General features: G+C 68.1%; 14 protein-coding genes. 6 read left to right on the top strand and 8 right to left on the bottom strand.

Annotated elements, in window-relative coordinates; all coding sequences use genetic code 11:
• Positions 1 to 20 precede the first annotated feature (20 nt).
• Positions 21 to 1,070, bottom strand: a complete 1,050-nt coding sequence (locus tag BCO18175_RS29050; RefSeq protein WP_174986114.1) for an aminoglycoside phosphotransferase family protein — start codon at positions 1,068 to 1,070, stop codon at positions 21 to 23.
• Positions 1,071 to 1,293: 223 nt separating this feature from the next.
• On the opposite strand from BCO18175_RS29050, the gene BCO18175_RS29045 reads away from it, so the two are divergent.
• From BCO18175_RS29045 to rsmA, 4 genes are read left to right on the top strand one after another with little or no spacing between them, the layout of a single operon-like run.
• Positions 1,294 to 3,654 (top strand): LPS-assembly protein LptD, encoded by a 2,361-nt coding sequence (locus BCO18175_RS29045; RefSeq protein ID WP_174986112.1) that lies wholly within the window; start codon positions 1,294 to 1,296, stop codon positions 3,652 to 3,654.
• A gap of 51 nt (positions 3,655 to 3,705) precedes the next feature.
• Positions 3,706 to 5,064, top strand: a complete 1,359-nt coding sequence (locus BCO18175_RS29040; protein ID WP_174986110.1) for a peptidylprolyl isomerase — start codon at positions 3,706 to 3,708, stop codon at positions 5,062 to 5,064.
• 11 nt (positions 5,065 to 5,075) lie between these two features.
• Positions 5,076 to 6,065, top strand: coding sequence for a 4-hydroxythreonine-4-phosphate dehydrogenase PdxA (gene pdxA, locus BCO18175_RS29035; RefSeq protein WP_174986108.1), 990 nt, complete (start codon positions 5,076 to 5,078; stop codon positions 6,063 to 6,065).
• 49 nt (positions 6,066 to 6,114) lie between these two features.
• Complete coding sequence (gene rsmA, locus BCO18175_RS29030; protein ID WP_174973311.1) at positions 6,115 to 6,942, top strand: 16S rRNA (adenine(1518)-N(6)/adenine(1519)-N(6))-dimethyltransferase RsmA; 828 nt, start codon at positions 6,115 to 6,117, stop codon at positions 6,940 to 6,942.
• A 97-nt stretch (positions 6,943 to 7,039) separates the two neighbouring features.
• Here rsmA and BCO18175_RS29025 read toward each other — a convergent pair whose 3' ends face one another.
• Entirely contained in the window at positions 7,040 to 7,975 is a 936-nt protein-coding gene (locus BCO18175_RS29025) for a DMT family transporter (protein WP_174986107.1), read from the bottom strand.
• A gap of 371 nt (positions 7,976 to 8,346) precedes the next feature.
• Between BCO18175_RS29025 and gloA the strand changes: the two genes are divergently transcribed.
• Entirely contained in the window at positions 8,347 to 8,736 is a 390-nt protein-coding gene (gene gloA, locus BCO18175_RS29020) for a lactoylglutathione lyase (RefSeq protein WP_174915385.1), read from the top strand.
• A gap of 108 nt (positions 8,737 to 8,844) precedes the next feature.
• On the opposite strand, the gene BCO18175_RS29015 is transcribed toward gloA, so the two are convergent.
• The 5 genes from BCO18175_RS29015 to glyQ are packed head-to-tail and all read right to left on the bottom strand — an operon-like array spanning position 8,845 to position 14,287.
• A complete protein-coding gene (locus tag BCO18175_RS29015) occupies positions 8,845 to 9,732 on the bottom strand; it encodes a M48 family metallopeptidase (RefSeq protein WP_069747088.1) in 888 nt (295 codons plus the stop codon).
• Positions 9,733 to 9,778: 46 nt separating this feature from the next.
• On the bottom strand, positions 9,779 to 10,543 hold the full coding sequence (locus BCO18175_RS29010; protein WP_085042357.1) for a lysophospholipid acyltransferase family protein: 765 nt from the start codon (positions 10,541 to 10,543) through the stop codon (positions 9,779 to 9,781).
• 43 nt (positions 10,544 to 10,586) lie between these two features.
• A complete protein-coding gene (gmhB, locus tag BCO18175_RS29005) occupies positions 10,587 to 11,150 on the bottom strand; it encodes a D-glycero-beta-D-manno-heptose 1,7-bisphosphate 7-phosphatase (protein WP_166963525.1) in 564 nt (187 codons plus the stop codon).
• Between the two features lie 10 nt (positions 11,151 to 11,160).
• The gene (gene glyS / locus BCO18175_RS29000) at positions 11,161 to 13,260 is read right to left on the bottom strand and encodes a glycine--tRNA ligase subunit beta (protein WP_174973314.1); all 2,100 of its coding nucleotides are present in this window, start codon (positions 13,258 to 13,260) and stop codon (positions 11,161 to 11,163) included.
• Positions 13,261 to 13,282: 22 nt separating this feature from the next.
• Positions 13,283 to 14,287 carry a glycine--tRNA ligase subunit alpha gene (gene glyQ / locus BCO18175_RS28995; RefSeq protein ID WP_011885965.1) on the bottom strand — a complete coding sequence of 335 codons (1,005 nt, stop codon included), beginning with the start codon at positions 14,285 to 14,287 and terminating at the stop codon, positions 13,283 to 13,285.
• 321 nt (positions 14,288 to 14,608) lie between these two features.
• Between glyQ and BCO18175_RS28990 the strand changes: the two genes are divergently transcribed.
• Positions 14,609 to 16,273, top strand: coding sequence for a tetratricopeptide repeat protein (locus BCO18175_RS28990; protein WP_174986105.1), 1,665 nt, complete (start codon positions 14,609 to 14,611; stop codon positions 16,271 to 16,273).
• 88 nt (positions 16,274 to 16,361) lie between these two features.
• On the opposite strand, the gene lnt is transcribed toward BCO18175_RS28990, so the two are convergent.
• Positions 16,362 to 18,050 carry an apolipoprotein N-acyltransferase gene (gene lnt / locus BCO18175_RS28985; protein WP_174986103.1) on the bottom strand — a complete coding sequence of 563 codons (1,689 nt, stop codon included), beginning with the start codon at positions 18,048 to 18,050 and terminating at the stop codon, positions 16,362 to 16,364.
• Positions 18,051 to 18,065: the final 15 nt, after the last annotated feature.

Here is an 18,065-nt window from a genome sequence, read left to right as displayed (position 1 = left end):
TGTCAGGAGAGTCGGAACGATCAGAACGTGTAGCCCACGTCGGCCGGCGCGCTGCCTTCGAGTTCGTCGAGCAGCTTCGCGAACGGCACGAGCGGGCGGTAGCGCAGCGCGACCTTGCGCGCATACGAGATGAAGCGCGGCAGGTCGTTCAGGTAGTGCGGCTTGCCGTCGCGGTAATTGATGCGCGCGAACAGGCCGAGCACCTTGATATGGCGCTGCAGCCCCATCCATTCGAGCTGGCGGTAGAACTCGCCGAAATCGGGGTCGACCGGCAGGCCGGCCTTTTTTGCCTTTTCCCAGTAGTACGCGAAGCAGTCGAGCTCGAACTCCTCGTCCCAACTGATGAAGGCGTCGCGCAGCAGCGACACGACGTCGTACGTCAGCGGCCCGTAGACGGCGTCCTGGAAATCGAGGATGCCCGGGTTCGGCTCACAGACCATCAGGTTGCGCGGCATGAAATCGCGCAGCATGAAGCCCTGCGGCTGCGCGTGCGCGCTGGCGACCAGAAGCGCGAAGGTGCGGTCGAGCGTGCCGCGCATCGCGTCGGTGACGGGCTTGCCGAGGTGGCGGCCGACGAACCATTCGGGCATCAGCTCCATCTCGCGGCGCAGGAATGCCTCGTCGAACGGCGGCAGCACGTCGGGCTTCGACGTGAGCTGGAAGCGGATCAGCGCGTCGAGCGCCGCGCGCATCAGCGGCTTTGCGGCGGCCGGGTCCGCCGGATCGAGCACCGAGATGTACGACGTGTGGCCGAGATCGGTCACGAGCATGAAGCCCGCGTCGAAATCGTGGGCCAGCACGTCCGGCACGTGGTCGCCGGCCGCGGCGAGCAGCTGCGCGACCTGGACGAATTCACGGCACTTCTCGGGCGGCGGCGCGTCGACGGCGATCAGCGTGCCGCCGGCGCTCGTGGCCGATGCGACACGGAAATAGCGGCGGAAACTGGCGTCCGACGATGCGGGCGCGAGGGTCGACAGATCGAGCGCATAGCGCTCGGCGAGCGGGTGCAGCCACGCGGTGAGCGCTTCGAGGCGGGCGTCGGGCTGGGATGCGGCGGATGGGGGCGTCATGAAACTCGGAGGAGGGGGGAACGTCTTGCCATATAATACCCCACGACTTTTTTGACGCGCCCCGCGTCAGCTTTCCGCCGTGCAGGCCCGCCGCCTGTCGCGCCGTCACCCGATCGCCTCCCCGGTTTGCGCTCAGCCGCAGTCGCGGTGCGACGGTGCGGCCCGCCGCGCGCGAATGTGCCGCGACGGCGCGGTTGACAAGGGGCGATTCGCCAAACGATAGATGCCGCCCAAACCGCTATTCCCGAATGTTTTCCCCGGTGACGGGGCGCCGCGCAAACGGCGGCTCGCGCTCGCGCTCCTGGCCGTGCCCGGCCTCGTGCCGGCCGTGTCGTACGCGCAGCTGTCGGGCGCGGCCGCGCAGCCGCAGCCGCTCGACTCGCCGTGGGATCTGCGTCTCGCGCCCCAGCTCGAGGATCGTCCGCTGAAGGACGGCGCGAAGCCGGCCGCCTTCGTGATCGCCGACCACACGAGCGGCACGGCCGAGCAGGATCTCGCCGCGAAGGGTTCGGCCGAGCTGCGACGCGGTGACGCCGTCGTGAAGGCCGACGCGATCCACTACGATCAGGATACCGACATGGCCGATGCATACGGCCAGGTCAGGATCAACAATTCCGGCACGTCGTTCGTGGGCCCCGAGGCGCACCTGAAGATCGAGGCGAACCAGGGCTTCATGACGGCGCCGAAGTATCACTTCAACATGACGGGCGGCTCGGGCAGCGCGGAACGTGTCGACATGGTCGACAACGAGCGCTCGGTGTTCGTCAACGGCACCTACACCGCGTGCCAGTGCTCGACGAACCCCGCGTGGTACATCAAGGGCAGCCGCTTCGACTTCGATACGGGCGCCGACGAAGGCACCGCGCGCAACGGCGTGCTGTTCTTCCAGGGCGTGCCGATCTTCGCGAGCCCGTGGATGACGTTCCCGCTGTCGGGTGAGCGGCGCAGCGGCCTGCTGCCGCCGACGTTCGCGGTGAACTCGAGCAACGGCTTCGAGCTGACGCTGCCGTACTACTTCAACATCGCGCCGAACCGCGACCTGACGCTCACGCCGCGCATCATCTCGCGGCGCGGCGTGATGATGGAGGGGACGTTCCGCTACCTGTCGCCGACGTACTCGGGCACGTTTACGGCGAATTACCTGCCGAGTGACCGGCTCGAGCACCGCAACCGCTACGCGATCTACTGGCAGCACCAGCAGAACTTCGGCGGCGGCTTCGGCGGCTACGTCTATTACAACAAGGTCTCGGACAACACCTATCCCGAACAACTGGGTTCGATGAACCAGTTCATCAACGGGACGCAGACGTTGTACCAGCAGGAGGCCGGTCTCACGTACAACAACGGCCCGTGGTCGGTGCTCGCGCGCTACCAGCACTGGCAGACGCTGCCGCCGTCGATCGCGCCTTACAGCCGCGAGCCGCAGTTGAACGTGAAGTACACGAAGTACAACGTCGGCGGCTTCGACTTCGGCGCGGAAGCCGACTATTCGCGGTTCCGCATCACGACGGCCGATGCGACCCAGGGTGACCGGATCGTCTTCAACCCGTACATCTCGTACGGCGTATACGGCCCCGGCTACTTCGCCGTGCCGAAGGTCCAGTACCACTTTGCGTCGTACGACCTGAACTACCTGTCGTCGAGCACGCCGAACAACCCGAAGCGCTTCACCGAGTCGATTCCGACCGTGAGCTTCGATTCGGGGCTGATCTTCGACCGTTCGGTGCGCCTGTTCGGCCAGGACTTCATCCAGACCCTCGAGCCGCGCCTGTACTACGTGTACACGCCGTATCGCGACCAGTCGAACGCACCGCTGTTCGACACCGCGGAGTCGGACTTCGGCCTCGCGGAGATCTACCAGCCGAACACGTTCGTCGGCAACGACCGGATCGCCGATGCGAACCGGATCACGGCCGGCCTGACATCGCGCTTCATCGATCCGCGTACCGGCGACGAGCGCGCGCGTTTCGTGATCGCGCAGCAGTACTACTTCGCCGATCAGCGCGTCACGCTGAATTCCGGGCAGAGCGCCGTGCTGGCGCGCCACTCGGACCTGATCGTGGGCGCCGCGCTGAAGCTCGGCTCGGGCTTCATGTCGGAGACGGCGTTCCAGTACAACCAGAACAACAACCAGCTCGTGAAGTCGAGCGTCGGTTTCGGCTACAGCCCGGGCGAGCGCCGCGTGATCAACGTCGGCTACCGCTATACGCGCTCGAACACGACGCTCGACAACCAGCCGATCAACCAGTTCCTGGTGTCCGCGCAATGGCCGCTCACGCGCCGCCTGTATGCGATTGGCCGCTTCAATTACGACCTCGCCGGAGATCGCGTGGTCGACGGTCTGGTCGGCTTACAATACGACGCGGATTGCTGGGCGCTCGGGGTCGGGCTGCAGCGGGCTGCGAACGGCATCAATTCGTCGGGACAGCAGAACTCGGCGACGCGATTCATGATGCAGCTGACGCTCAAGGGCCTGTCGACGGTCGACAACGGCCTCGTGTCCGCGTTCCGTGCCGGGGTGCCGGGCTACACGCCGCTGCCGCCGCCGCCGCCGCCGATGTCCCGCTTCAGCAACTACGAGTAACGCCGGCTTGTCTGCACCGGTCAGCACGATTTCAATGGAGTTCCAGTGGCAATGAAGAAAACCCTTCGTTTCGCGGCAGTCGTGTCCAGCCTCGCTGCGGCCTCCGCGCTGCTCGCCGCCGCGCCGGCCGCGGCACAGGCGCTCGGTTCGCAAGGTGCGAAGCTCGCCGACGAAGTCGTCGCGGTCGTCAACAACGACGTGATCACGGGCCGCGAACTCGACCAGCGCGCCGGCCTGATCGCACGCCGGCTGCAGCAGCAGAACGCACCCGTGCCGCCGGACGACCAGTTGCGCGCGCAAGTGCTGAACCAGATGGTGCTCGAGCGTATCCAGGTGCAGAAGGCCAAGGACGACGGGATCCGCATCGACGACGCGACCGTGCAGTCCACGCTGCAGCGTCTCGCGCAGGCGAACGGCATGACGCTCGACCAGTACCGCTCGCGTCTCGAGGCGCAAGGCGTGCCCTGGAGCATCTTCACGAGCGACGCGCGCACCGAACTGATGCTGTCGAAGCTTCGCGAGCGCGAAGTCGACGGCAAGATCACCGTGTCGGACGCCGAGGTCGCGAACTACATCGCGAGCCAGCGCGGGCCGAGCGCGTCGCAGCAGCAGGACCTGCGCTTCCAGCACATCTTCATCAAGGCACCGACCAACGCGCCGCAGGCCGACATCGAAGCCGCGCAGAAGAAGGCCGACGCGTTGCTGCAGCAGGCGAAGTCGGGTGCCGATTTCGAGAAACTCGCGAAGAACAATTCGGAAGCGAACGACGCGAAGAAGGGCGGTGACCTCGGCTTCAAGGCACCGAGCGCGCTGCCGGCCGAGGTGGTCGACGCCGCATCGAAGCTGCGCCCGGGCCAGGTCAACCCGACGCTGATCCGCGTGCCGGACGGCTTCGAGATCGTGCGTCTCGTCGATCGTCGCCAGAGCCAGGGCGCGAGCGCCGCAGCACCGAAGATCGTCCAGACGCACGTGCGTCACATCCTGCTGCGCGTGGGTGAAGGCAAGTCGGAAGGCCAGGCGCGCCAGCAACTGGCCGACATCCGCAACCAGGTCGAGGCCGGCGGCGATTTCGCGAAGTTCGCGCGCACCTACTCGCAGGACGGTTCGGCGTCGCAAGGTGGCGATCTCGGCTGGATCAGCCCGGGCGAGACCGTGCCGGAATTCGAGCGCGCGATGAACAACCTGCAGGACGGCCAGATCAGCCAGCCGATCCGTACCGAATACGGTTACCACCTGATCCAGGTGCTGAGCCGCCGCGAAGCGGAAGGCTCGGTGCAGCAGCAGATGGACATCGCGCGTCAGGCGATTGGCCAGCGCAAGGCCGAGCAGGCGTATGCCGACTGGCTGCGCGAGCTGCGCGATTCGTCGTACGTGCAGTACAAGATCGGCGGCGTCGGCCCGGCGAACTGAGCGAGCTTCAGATGACCACGCCCGCGCTGCAGATCGCGATCACGACCGGCGAACCCGCGGGGGTCGGCCCGGAGCTGACCGTGCAGGCGCTGTGTGATGCCGCGCAGCGCTGGCCCGACGCGCATTTCACCGTGCTCGGCGATGCGGCGTTGCTCGACGCACGCGCGGCGGCCGTCGGCGCCGACCGGGCGACGCTCGCCGGCAGCGGGCCGGTGTCGGTCGCGCATCACGCGCTCGCCGTGCCGGTGCAGGCGGGCAAGCTGGACGCGGCGAACGGCCCGTACGTGCTCGGGCTGCTCGACGCGGCGATCGACGGCGCGCTGGCAGGCCGGTACGACGCGATCGTCACCGCACCGCTGCAGAAGAGCACGATCAACGATGCGGGCGTGCCGTTCACCGGCCATACCGAATACCTGGCGGAGCGCACGCATACGCCGCGTGTCGTGATGATGCTGGCCGGTACCGGCCACAAGCCGCTGCGCGTCGCGCTCGCGACCACGCATTTGCCGCTGAAGGACGTGTCGGCCGCACTGACGATCGACGGTCTCGTCGAGACGCTCGCGATCATCGATCGCGACCTGCGGCGCGACTTCGGTCTGGCCGCGCCGCGCATTCTCGTGACGGGCCTGAACCCGCACGCGGGCGAGAACGGCTATCTCGGCCGCGAGGAGATCGACGTGATCTCGCCGGCGCTGGCCCGCGCGAACGCGCAGGGCATCGACGCGCGCGGCCCGTATCCGGCCGACACGCTGTTCCAGCCCCGCCATCTTGCCGATGCCGATTGCGTGCTCGCGATGTTCCATGACCAGGGTCTGCCCGTGCTGAAGTACGCGACGTTCGGCGAGGGCATCAACGTGACGCTCGGGCTGCCGATCATCCGGACGTCGGTCGATCACGGCACGGCGCTCGACCTGGCCGGCACGGGCCGAGCGGATCCGGGCAGCATGATCGCCGCGCTCGACACGGCCGTCACGATGGCGCGCCATCGCCGCACGGCCTGACGCGGCCCGGCTTCACCTCATTCGTCGTATTTTTCGTTTTACTCAGTCGATGTCGAACAGCAGACAGCACCAAGGCCATTTCGCGCGCAAGCGCTTCGGGCAGAACTTCCTCGTCGATCACGGCGTGATCGACTCGATCGTCGCGACGATCGGCCCCGCGCGCGGCCAGCGCATGGTCGAGATCGGCCCCGGGCTCGGCGCGCTGACCGAGCCGCTGATCGAGCGTCTCGCGACGCCCGAGTCGCCGCTGCACGCGGTCGAGCTCGACCGCGACCTGATCGGGCGCCTGCAGCAGCGCTTCGGCGCGCTGCTCGAACTGCACGCGGGCGATGCGCTCGCGTTCGACTTCCGTTCGCTTGCGGCGCCCGGCGACAAGCCGTCGCTGCGGATCGTCGGCAACCTGCCGTACAACATTTCCAGCCCGCTGCTGTTTCACCTGATGACGTTCGCCGATGCGGTCATCGACCAGCACTTCATGCTGCAGAACGAAGTCGTCGAGCGGATGGTCGCGGAGCCGGGCACGAAGGCGTTCTCGCGTCTGTCGGTGATGCTGCAGTACCGCTACGTGATGGAAAAGATGCTCGATGTGCCGCCGGAATCGTTCCAGCCGCCGCCGAAGGTCGATTCGGCGATCGTCCGGATGATTCCGTACGAGCCGCACGAACTGCCGGACGTCGATCCCGTGCTGCTCGGCGAAGTCGTCACCGCCGCGTTCTCGCAGCGCCGCAAGATGCTGCGCAATACGCTCGGCGACTATCGCGAGACGATCGATTTCGACGCGCTCGGCTTCGATCTCGCGCGCCGTGCGGAGGACGTGAGCGTGGCCGAGTACGTCGGCGTCGCGCAGGCGCTCGCGGCGGTGCGCAAGGCCGGCTGAGGCCGGCCACGCGAGCCGGACCGGATGTGTGCCGAAGAGGCTGCCCTGCGGGGCAGCCTTTTTTATTGCGTGGATGCGCGCGAGTTGCGCGCGGTTGTCATGCTCGCCGGCGCGGCGGCGCGTTGACGAGCGCGATGCCGGTCAGCACGAGCGCGGCCGCGGACATGAAGCGCCAGCCGACCGATTCGCCGAGCAGCAGCACGCCGAACGCGACGCCGAACAGCGGCGACAGGAACGTGAAGACGGACAGCCGTGACGCGCTGTAGCGCGTCAGCAGCCAGAACCACGACAGGTAGCTGACGAACGCGACGATCACCGACTGGTACGCGAGACTTGCCACCGCGACCGGCGTGACGTGCGCGAACGACACCTGGCCGAACAGCGCGGCAAGCGCGACCAGCACGACCGCCGATACCGCGAGCTGGTAGAACAGCGTCTTGCTCGCGCTCGCCCGCGCGAGTGCCGTCGAGCGCACGACGACCGTCGTCGCAGCCCACATCGCGCCGCCGAGTATCCCGAGCGCATCGCCGGCGAGCCCGGCCAGCACGGATGCGCCGGGCGCGCGGGGCTTCAGGAAGCCGTCCGCGAAGGCGAGCGCGATGCCGGCGAATGCCAGGCCGACGCCGGCCCACTGCTTGCGCTGCAGCCGTTCGCCCGGTGCGAACAGGTGCAGGCCGAGCGCCGTGAAGCACGGTGCCGTGTACAGGAAGATCGCCATGTGCGATGCGCTCGTCAGCGTCAGACCGAAGAACACGCAGATGAATTCGCCGGCGAACAGCGCACCGGCCGCAAGACCCGCGCCGAACGTGCCGTCCGCCTGGAACAGCGGCGTACCGCGCGAGCGGGCCCAGCCCCACAACAGCACCGCCGCGATCACCGAGCGCAGGCCGGCCTGGAACATCGGCGCGATCGCGGCGTTCGTGCTCTTGATCGCGACCTGCTGGAAGCCCCAGATCGCGCACAGCAGCAGCATGAGGCCGACGGCGCGCATGTCGAGCGCGCGGCGCACGGGGGCAGCGGCGAGCGTAGTCATCGGCGAACCTCGCCGGTTCGGTACGGCGACTGCGGGATCGGGAGGGCGGCGCATCCGGTGCGCTCGAATCGGCGGTTTCGCACGGCAGTGTGGCTGTAGGGGCGGGTGGGCGGTTGCGTTCGGGCGGTGGGGTACATGCCCGCTTTTGGTGCGAGGTGGAACGATGTTACCCGATCGGCGCGGTAGCCGGGCGAGCCGGATCGGGCTGTTTTCCGTCGATGTGCTCGCGCCGGCCGGTGCCGATGCGCCGCATTGGCCGCACGCGGGCCAAGCCCCTCCGGTTGGCCGCCCCCGGCCTGGCGCCTCCGGCGAAGTTCACCCGACTCTGGTAGAGTTCCCGGTTCTGGAAAGTCCCCACAGGAGTACAACACATGCGATTGCTGCATACGATGCTGCGAGTCGGCGATCTCGACCGCTCGATCAAGTTCTACACCGAATTGCTCGGCATGAAGGTGCTGCGCCGCGACGACTATCCGGAAGGCAAGTTCACGCTCGCATTCGTCGGCTACGGCGATGAAAGCAATAACACCGTGATCGAGCTGACCCACAACTGGGATACGCCGGCCTACGATCTCGGCAACGGCTTCGGCCACCTCGCGCTGGAAGTCGACGACGCGTACGCGGCGTGCGACAGGATCAAGGCGCAAGGCGGCAAGGTCACGCGCGAAGCGGGCCCGATGAAGCACGGTACGACCGTGATCGCGTTCGTCGAGGATCCGGACGGCTACAAGATCGAGTTCATCCAGAAAAAGGCGCACTGAGCGCCGGATGAGCCGGGCCGCGGCGTGCGATGTGCGCCGCGGCAGCAAAAAAGGGCGATGCGGGGTGACCCGCATCGCCCTTTTTCGTTGGCGGCGAAGCCGTGCGCGTCAAAGCGACGGCAGCAACTCGGGCGGGTGATGCTTGAGCGTGTGCCGCGCTTCGCGGAACTCGGGGAAGATCGATTCGACGGTTTGCCAGAAGGCCGGGCTGTGATTCATTTCGCGCAGGTGCGACAGCTCGTGCGCGACGACGTAGTCGACGATCGACATCGGGAAATGGATCAGCCGCCAGTTCAGCCGGATCTTCCCGTCGCTCGAGCAGCTGCCCCAGCGCGTCGCGGCCGACGACAACGCGTACATCGAATACGTGACGCCGAGCTTCTCCGCATAGACCGCGAGGCGTTCACCGAAGATCCGCTTCGCTTCGCCCTGTAGCCAGCCCTGCACGCGATCCTTGATCTGCTGCATGTCGGCCTGCACGGGCAGCGGCAGCGAGAGCCGCAGCGCATCGGCATCGAACGCGACGGCGCCCGCGCCGAGCGCGATCGTCACCGTCTTGCCGAGATACGGAAGCTGCGCGCCGTCGCGCCAGTCGATCTGCGGAAGCGCGCGCTGCTCGGTGCGCGTCTTCCACTCCGCGAGCTTCGCGAAGATCCAGCGTTGTTTCTCGGAGATCGCGGCTTCGATGTCGGCGAGCGTGACCCAGCGCGGCGCGGTGATCGACAGCCCGCTGCCGTCGATCGTGAAGCCGATCGTGCGGCGCGCGGAGCGCTTCAGGCGGTATTCGAGCACGCGGCTGTCGAGTGCGAACGTACGCACGCGCGAGCGATCGGGCGCCGGGCCCGGATCGAGGGGCGCGGCGGGGGCCGCTTCGGGCGGCGCCGGCGGCGTGGCGGGCGCCGACGGTGCGGCGGCCGGCCCGTCGAAGAGCGGCAGGTCCATCTGGCGATGATCGAGGGCCACGACGGCAGGCCGTGGCCGCGGACGCTGTTTCATCAGTTCGCTTCTTTTTGTCGTACGCAACGGCTGCAACCTGGGGGCGTCAGACACGCGCGGCATCGCGCGTGCCGGCATTGCCCGCCTGGCGATACGAATCCGGATCGATCCGGCGCATTTCCGCTTCGATCCATGCTTCGACCTGCGAGTTCAATGCATCGGGCGTCAGCCCCTCGCTGGGAATCGGCTTGCCGATCGACACGGTGACGACGCCCGGGAATTTCGTGAACGAATTGCGCGGCCACACCCGACCTGCATTGTGCGCGATCGGCACGACGGGTGCGCCGGTTTCGATCGCGAAGCGCGCGCCGCCCGTCTTGTACTTGCCCTGCTTGCCGACCGGCGTGCGCGTGCCTTCCGGGAACATGATCATCCATGCGCCTTCCGACAGGCGCTTCTTGCCCTGGCGGATCACCGACACGAATGCATTCTTGCCTTCCTTGCGGTTGATGTTGACCATGTGCAGCAACCCGAGCGCCCAGCCGAAGAACGGCACGTACAGCAGCTCGCGCTTGAACACGTAGCAGAGCGGCTTCGGCATCAGCGCCGGAAACGCGAGCGTCTCCCATGCGGACTGGTGCTTCGACAGCAGCACGGCCGGGCCGTCGGGCAGGTTCTCGAACCCTTCGATCCGGTAGCGGATGCCGTTCAGCCAGCGCACGACCCACAGCGTCGACTTGCACCAGCCGGCCGCCATCCAGTAGCGCGCGTCGGGGCGCATGAACGGAAAGGCGATGAAGCACGCGGTGGCGTACGGCACCGTGTACAGGATGAAGTAGATCAGCAGCAGCAGGGAGCGGACGAAGCGCATCGGCGTAAGTCTGGCGTTAGGGAGGATGCGCGCGGCGGCTGCATCACTCGTGTTCGTGTGAAAGGAAATCGAGCGCAAACGCGCGCAGGTCGTCGTGAACCTTCGTGCCGGGCGGCAGGTTGCCGGCGGCGAGCGTCTTCTTGCCCTTGCCGGTGAGCACGAGGTGCGGCCGGAAGCCGACCGCGACGCCGGCCTGCAGGTCGCGCAGCGAATCGCCGACGACCGGCGTGTGATCGGGATCGATCTCGAAGCGCTCGGCGATCATCTGCATCATGCCGGGTTTCGGCTTGCGGCAGTCGCAGTGATCCTCGGCCGTGTGCGGGCAGAAGAACACCGCGTCGATACGTGCGCCGACCGCGGCCGCCGCCCGATGCATCTTCAGATGCATCTCGTTGAGCGTGGCCATGTCGAACAGCCCGCGACCGATGCCGGACTGGTTGGTCGCGACGACCACGCGATAACCCGCGTGGTTGAGCCGGGCGATCGCCTCGAGGGCGCCGGGCAGCGCGATCCATTCGTCGGGCGTCTTGATGAACGCATCCGAATCGACGTTGATCACGCCGTCCCGGTCGAGGACGACGAGCTTTCGGTTGGGGCTGGTCGGCATCGTGCGGCCCTTATGCGGCGAGCTTCGAGATGTCGGCGACGCAGTTCATCTGCTGGTGCAGCGCGGACAGCAGTGCGAGACGGTTCGCGCGCAGTGCCGGATCTTCCGCGTTGACCATCACGTCGTTGAAGAACGTGTCGACCGGTGCGCGCAGCGCGGCGAGCGCCGACAGCGCGCCCGTGTACGCACGCGCCTCGAGCTGCGACTGCACGTGCGGCGTCACGGCTGCGAGCTGTTCGTGCAGCGCCTTCTCGGCGGCTTCGACGAGCAGCGCCGGCTGCACCGTGCCGTTCGCGCCGCCTTCCGACTTCTTCAGGATGTTCGAGATCCGCTTGTTCGCGGCCGCGAGCGCTTCGGCTTCCGCGAGGCGCGTGAATTCGCGCACCGCGTCGAGGCGTGCGACGAGATCGTCGACGCGCGTCGGGTTCAGGCTCAGCACTGCGTCGATTTCACCGGCCGAATAGCCGCGCTCGCGCAGCAGGCCGCGCAGGCGATCCATGAAGAACGCGAAGATCGCATCGGTCGACTCGGCGACACCCGGCACGCCCTCGAAGCGTGCATGGGCCGTGCGCAGCAGCGACACGAGATCGAGCGGCAGCTGCTTTTCGAGCAGCAGGCGCAGCACGCCGAGCGCGTGGCGGCGCAGCGCGAACGGATCCTTCTCGCCGGTCGGCGCGAGGCCGATGCCCCAGATGCCGACGATCGTCTCGAGTTTGTCGGCCAGCGCGACGGCGGTCGACACGGGCGTGGTCGGCAGTGCATCGCCGGAGAAGCGCGGCTGGTAGTGCTCGGCGCACGCGAGCGCAACGTCGTCGGCTTCGCCGTCGTGGCGCGCGTAGTACGTGCCCATCGTGCCCTGCAGTTCCGGGAACTCGCCGACCATGTCGGTCAGCAGGTCGGCCTTCGCGAGACGCGCGGCGCGCTTCGCAAGCGTGGCGTCGGCGCCGATCGCGGGTGCGATCTCGCCGGCCAGCGCCTCGAGGCGCTCGACGCGCGCGAGCGCCGAACCGAGCTTGTTGTGATACACGACGTTCGCGAGCTGCGGCACGCGGTCGGCGAGCGGCTTCTTCTTGTCCTGCTCGAAGAAGAACTTCGCATCGGCGAGGCGCGGGCGCACGACGCGCTCGTTGCCTTCGACGATCTCGGCCGGTGTCTTCGTCTCGATGTTCGACACGATCAGGAAGCGCGAGCGCAGCTTGCCGCCGATGTCGGTCAGCGCGAAGTATTTCTGGTTCGTCTGCATCGTGAGGATCAGGCATTCCTGCGGTACCTGCAGGAATTCGTCCTCGAAGCGGCACGGGTAGACGACCGGCCATTCGACCAGCGACGTCACTTCGTCGAGCAGCGACTCGGGCATCACGACGGTATCGCCGTTCGCATGTTCGTTCAGCTGCGTGCGGATCGTTTCGCGGCGATCGACGAAGTGCGCGATCACGCGGCCCTTGTCGCGCAGCGTGTCGGCGTAGGTGCGCGCATGCTGGATCGCGACGAGTCCGTCGGACAGGAAGCGGTGGCCGAGCGTCGTGTCGCCGGCGTCGACGCCGAATGCGGTGACGGGCACGATGCGATCGTCATGCAGCACGGTCAGGCGATGCACCGGGCGCACGAACTTCACGTCGGAGCCGTCCGGGCGCTGGTAGGTCATCACCTTCGGGATCGGCAGCTTCTCGAGCGTTTCGTCGAGCGCGGCCTGCAGGCCGTCGGCGAGCGTCGCGCCGGCTGCCGAATAGTTGAGGAAGAACGCTTCGGCCTTGCCGTCCTGTGCACGCTCGAGATCGGCGATCGACAGGTTCGGGTGGCCGAGCGCCGCGAGCTTCTTCGCGAGCGGGGCGGTCGGCTTGCCTTCGGCATCGAGCGCGACCGACACGGGCAGGACCTTTTCGCGGACCTGCTTTTCAGGTGCGACGGCGCGCACGTTCTGCACGACGACGGCGAGGCGGCGCGGCGTAGCGTAGCGTTCGAACACGAGTTCGCCTTCGACGAGGTCGCGCGCCGCGAGGCGTTGCGCAAGACCTTCGGCGAATGCGTCGCCGAGGCGCGCGAGGGCCTTCGGCGGCAGCTCTTCGGTCAGCAGTTCGACGAGCAGGGGGGCGGGATGATTGTGCGTCATGATTGGAATGAATCTCGTCTCGTCAGTCCTGATCGATCTTGCGTTCGACCTTGAGCGGCGGCGCCCATGCCGGTTGTGCGGCGTCCTGGGCGTCGGTGGTGAGGCCCGGCACGCCCGGCGGGTTGCCGAGCATCGGGAAGCCGAGCTTCTCGCGCGAGTCGTAGTAAGCCTGCGCGACGAGACGCGACAGCGCGCGGATGCGGCCGATGTATGCCGCGCGCTCGGTGACCGAGATCGCGCCGCGGGCATCGAGCAGATTGAACGTGTGGCCGGCCTTCAGCACGAGCTCGTACGCGGGCAGCGCGAGCTGCGCGTCGATCATCTTCTTCGCTTCCGCTTCGTAGCTGTTGAAGAACGTGAACAGCAGGTCGACGTTCGCGTGCTCGAAGTTGTAGGTCGACTGCTCGACCTCGTTCTGGTGGTAGACGTCGCCGTACGACAGGCGGCGCAGCTCGGGGCCGTTCGGGCCTTGCTCTTCCCACTCGGTCCACACGAGGTCGTACACGTTCTCGACCTTCTGCAGGTACATCGCGAGGCGCTCGAGGCCGTAGGTGATCTCGCCGAGCACCGGCTTGCAGTCGAGGCCGCCGACCTGCTGGAAATACGTGAACTGCGTGACTTCCATCCCGTTCAGCCACACTTCCCAGCCGAGGCCCCACGCGCCGAGCGTCGGGTTTTCCCAGTCGTCCTCGACGAAGCGCACGTCGTTCTGCTGCAGGTCGAAGCCGAGCGCCTCGAGCGAGCCGAGGTACAGGTCGAGGATGTTTTCCGGCGCCGGCTTGAGCACGACCTGGTACTGGTAGTAGTGCTGCAGGCGGTTCGGGTTCTCGCCGTAGCGGCCGTCCTTCGGGCGGCGCGACGGCTGCACGTACGCGGCGCGCCACGGCTCGGGGCCGACCGCGCGCAGGAACGTGTGGACGTGCGACGTGCCTGCGCCGACTTCCATGTCGATGGGCTGGAGCAGGGCGCAACCCTGCTTGTCCCAGTAGGACTGCAGCGTCAGGATGATTTGCTGAAACGTAAGCATGAAGAGCCTTCGTGGCGCTGGCGCTCCGTTGCGGGCGGCGCTCCGGGCGGGGCCCGGAGGGTCGGCTCGCGCGGCGGCGCGGCTTGTTAGTGTGCTGAAACGCGTAATTTTACCGGATCGGCGAGCGGATGCGGCCGGAACGCGGGCGGGTGCACCGTCGGCCCCGTTCGGGCGGCCTGCGCAGGCGTGACCGGCGCGCGCCGGGCGGCCGCGCGCGGCCGGTCGCGACGCGGGTGCCGCGCGGCTTCGCGCGAGCGTTAAGATGCGCGTATTGCGGTGCGCGCGACGTGTGCCGCGCCACCGCTTGCCGATCCCGACCGCATGGACGATCCGAACGACATCCTCATTCCGCTGCTTCCGCCCTTCCTCGCGCTGCTCGGGCGGGCCGCCGATGCGCAGGCGAGCGGCGAGCGCGCCGCGCACGATCTGTGGCTCGCCGCCGCCGCGCACCTGCATGCGGTCGACGCCGATGCGCTCGCGCAGCTCACCGGCGCGCTCGTGTCGCGGCAGCGCACGGCCGATGCGGTCGCGCTCGCCGAATGCGCGGCGCGCGTGCAGCCGGGCGCGACCGCGTACTTCAATCACGGCTACGCGCTGCAGATGGCCGGCCGTCACGCGGATGCCGTGGCGCCGTATCGCGCGGCGCTGGCGCTCGATGCCGATCGGCCATCGCTGCGCAACAACCTCGCGATCGCGCTGCGGCTGTCGGGCAGCGATCGCGCGGAGGAAATCGCGCTGCTGGACGCGGCCGTGCACAGCGATCCGCGTGACGTGCAGGCGTGGATCAACCTCGTCGTCGCGCGGATCGCGACGCACGACCTGGATGCCGCGCTCGCGTGCGCGGCGCGGCTCGTCGAGCTCGCGCCCGACAACGCGCTCGCGATGAACAACGTCGCGATGGCGATGAAGGAGGCGCAGCGCTGGGACGAAGCCGAGCGCTACGCGGCGCGCGCGTGCGAGCTGGCGCCCCACGACGCGTCGTTCCGTTTCAACCTGGCGATCATCCAGCTCGTGCGCGGCAACTACGCGGCCGGCTGGCGCGGCCACGAGGCGCGCTGGGACGGCGCGGGCGAGTTGCGCGGCCGCCGGCCGGTGCTGCCGGGCCCGCGCTGGCAGGGCGAGCCGCTCGCCGGCAAGACGCTGCTCGTGTGGGGCGAGCAAGGGCTCGGCGACGTGCTGCAGTTCTGCCGCTTCGTCGCGCCGCTCGCCGAGCGCGTGCATCGCGAGGGCGGCCGGCTCATCTGGAATACGTTCCCGCTGGTGGGTGCGCTGATGCAGCGCAGCCTCGGCGCGCATGCGGATGCGTTCAGCGCGGGCGGCAGCGTCGAATTGCTGCCCGCCTTCGATTACGAAGTGCCGCTGATCGGCCTGCCGCTGATGCTCGGCATGGAGACGTCGACGCTCGCGTCGTCGGTGCCGTATCTGCAGGCCGATCCGCATGCGTGCGATGCGTGGCGCGCGCGGTTCGCGGGCGACCGCCGGCTGAAGGTCGGGCTCGTGTGGACCGGCAGCGCGGGGCACCAGCGCAATCCGTTCCGGCGCGTCGGGCTCGAGCGCTATGCCGACGCGTTCCGCGGAATCGAAGGCGTCGCGTTCTATTCGTTGCAACCGGGTGCGCAGGCGGATGTCGCGGCGGCGCGCGCGACCGGCTTCGCGATCGAGGATTTCACGGCGGAACTGACGAGCTTCGACGATACGGCCGCGTTCATCGGCGCGCTGGATCTCGTGATCACCGTATGTACGTCGGTCGCGCACCTGGCGGGCGCGCTCGGCGCGCGCACCTGGGTGCTGCTCGACGTGAATCCGCACTGGCCGTGGCTGCTCGAACGCAACGACAGCCCGTGGTACCCGACCGCGACGCTGTACCGGCAACCGGTGTTCGGCGCGTGGGCGCCGGTGATGGAGGACGTGAGCCGCGACCTGCGGCGCCTGGCCGCGCAGCCGGGTCAATCGGCACAATCGGCGGAGTCGGCCCGGCAGGCCTGAGCGGCCGGCCGGTTCGCGGCCACGGGCCGCTGCTGCATGCTGCATTTGGCGGCGGCCGCCACGCGCTGCGCAGCGGCCGCCCGTTGCATCATTCCGGCTGGTCGTCGCCGTTCTTCTTGCCGTTGCGCCGGCGCAGCCCGGGGCCGAACGTGAAGCCGAACGCGAGCAGCACGAGCGACACCGCAAGAACGATGTTGTTGCCGCTCGTCACGTAGGGCGTGAAGCCGCTCGTGCCTTCGATCCGCACGTCGAGCGAGCCGATCGTGAACGGCTTCAACTGGCCGAGCACGCGGCCATGCGCATCGATCGCGGCCGTCATCCCGGTGTTGGTCGAGCGCAGCATCGGCCGGCCCGTCTCGAGCGAGCGCATCCGCGCGATCTGCAGGTGCTGGTCGAGCGCGATCGTGTCGCCGAACCACGCGAGGTTCGTCACGTTGACGAGCACGCCCGGCGGCTGCGGATTGTCGCGGATCGTCGCGGCGATTTCCTCGCCGAACAAGTCCTCGTAGCAGATGTCGGCCATCACGGGCTGGTTGTGCACGAGGAACGGCTTCTGCACGGGCGCGCCGCGCGCGAAGTCGCCGAGCGGCATCTTCATCAGGTCGACGAACCACCGGAAGCCCCACGGGATGAATTCGCCGAAGGGCACGAGGTGGTGCTTGTCGTAGTGATAGATGTCGCGCGAATTCGGCGTCACGCCGTACAGGCTGTTCGTATAGTCGACGTAGTGGCCGTCCTCGGTCACTGACGCGCCGACCGCGCCGAACAGCACGGCCGAGCCCGTCGTGTCGCTGAACTTGCGGATCGCGACGGCGAACGGCTCGGGCAGCTCCTGGATCATCACCGCGATCGCGGTTTCGGGCGTGACGATCAGGTCGGCCGGCTTCTCGATGATCATCTGCGTGTACATCTTGATCGCCGCGTCGATGCCCGCTTCCTCGAACTTGATGTCCTGCTTCACGTTGCCCTGCAGCAGCCGCACGGTGAGCGGCTTGTTCGCGGGCACGGTCCACGTGACCTGCGACAACCCGAGGCCAGCCGCGATCAGCGCGACCGCGATGCCGGCCGGCGCGGCGATGCGTACGCGCGCATTGCCGGCGAGGGGTTCGGCAAGCGGCGACGGCCGGGCGGCGGCGAGCGCCTGCACGACGAGCGCGGCGAACAGCGCGAGCACCCACGCGATCCCGTACACGCCGGCGACCGGCGCGAAGCCCGCGAACGGGCCGTCGACCTGCGGATAGCCGCTGGCGAGCCACGGGAAGCCGGTGAGGACGGTGCCGCGCAGCCATTCGCCGAGTGCCCAGGCGCTCGCGAACGCGAATGCACCGTGCCAGGTCGGCGAGAACGGGCGCGGGTCGGGCGTGCGGCGATGCCACGCATGGCCCGCGCAGAACGACCACAGCCCGGCGGAGAACGCCGGGTACAGCGACAGGTACAGCGAGAACAGCACGAGCGCGCCGCCCGCGAGCGGCGCGGCCATCTCGCCGTACACGTGCATGCTGATATAGAGCCACCAGATGCCGCTGATGAAGTTGCCGAAGCCGAACGCGCCGCCGGTGAGCGCGGCGCTGCGCCAGCTCGCGGTGCGCGTGAGCTGCGCGAAAAACCAGACGAATACGACGAGTTGCAGCCAGCCGCCATGCGGCGTCGGGGCGAAGCTGAGCGTATTGGCTGCGCCGGCGAGCAGCGCGGCCGGGTAGTGCCAGCGCGGCAGCGCGCGGCCGGGTGTCGGCGCGAGAAGGCCGCCAGCCGGGCGGGACAGGATCGGATCGTCCATGTGAAGCGGAAGTGG

The organism is Burkholderia lata, from assembly GCF_902499335.1.
GTDB lineage: Bacteria > Pseudomonadota > Gammaproteobacteria > Burkholderiales > Burkholderiaceae > Burkholderia > Burkholderia lata_B.
Note: the sequence above shows the minus strand (reverse complement) of the source record. Positions and strands in the feature narration are given on the sequence as shown.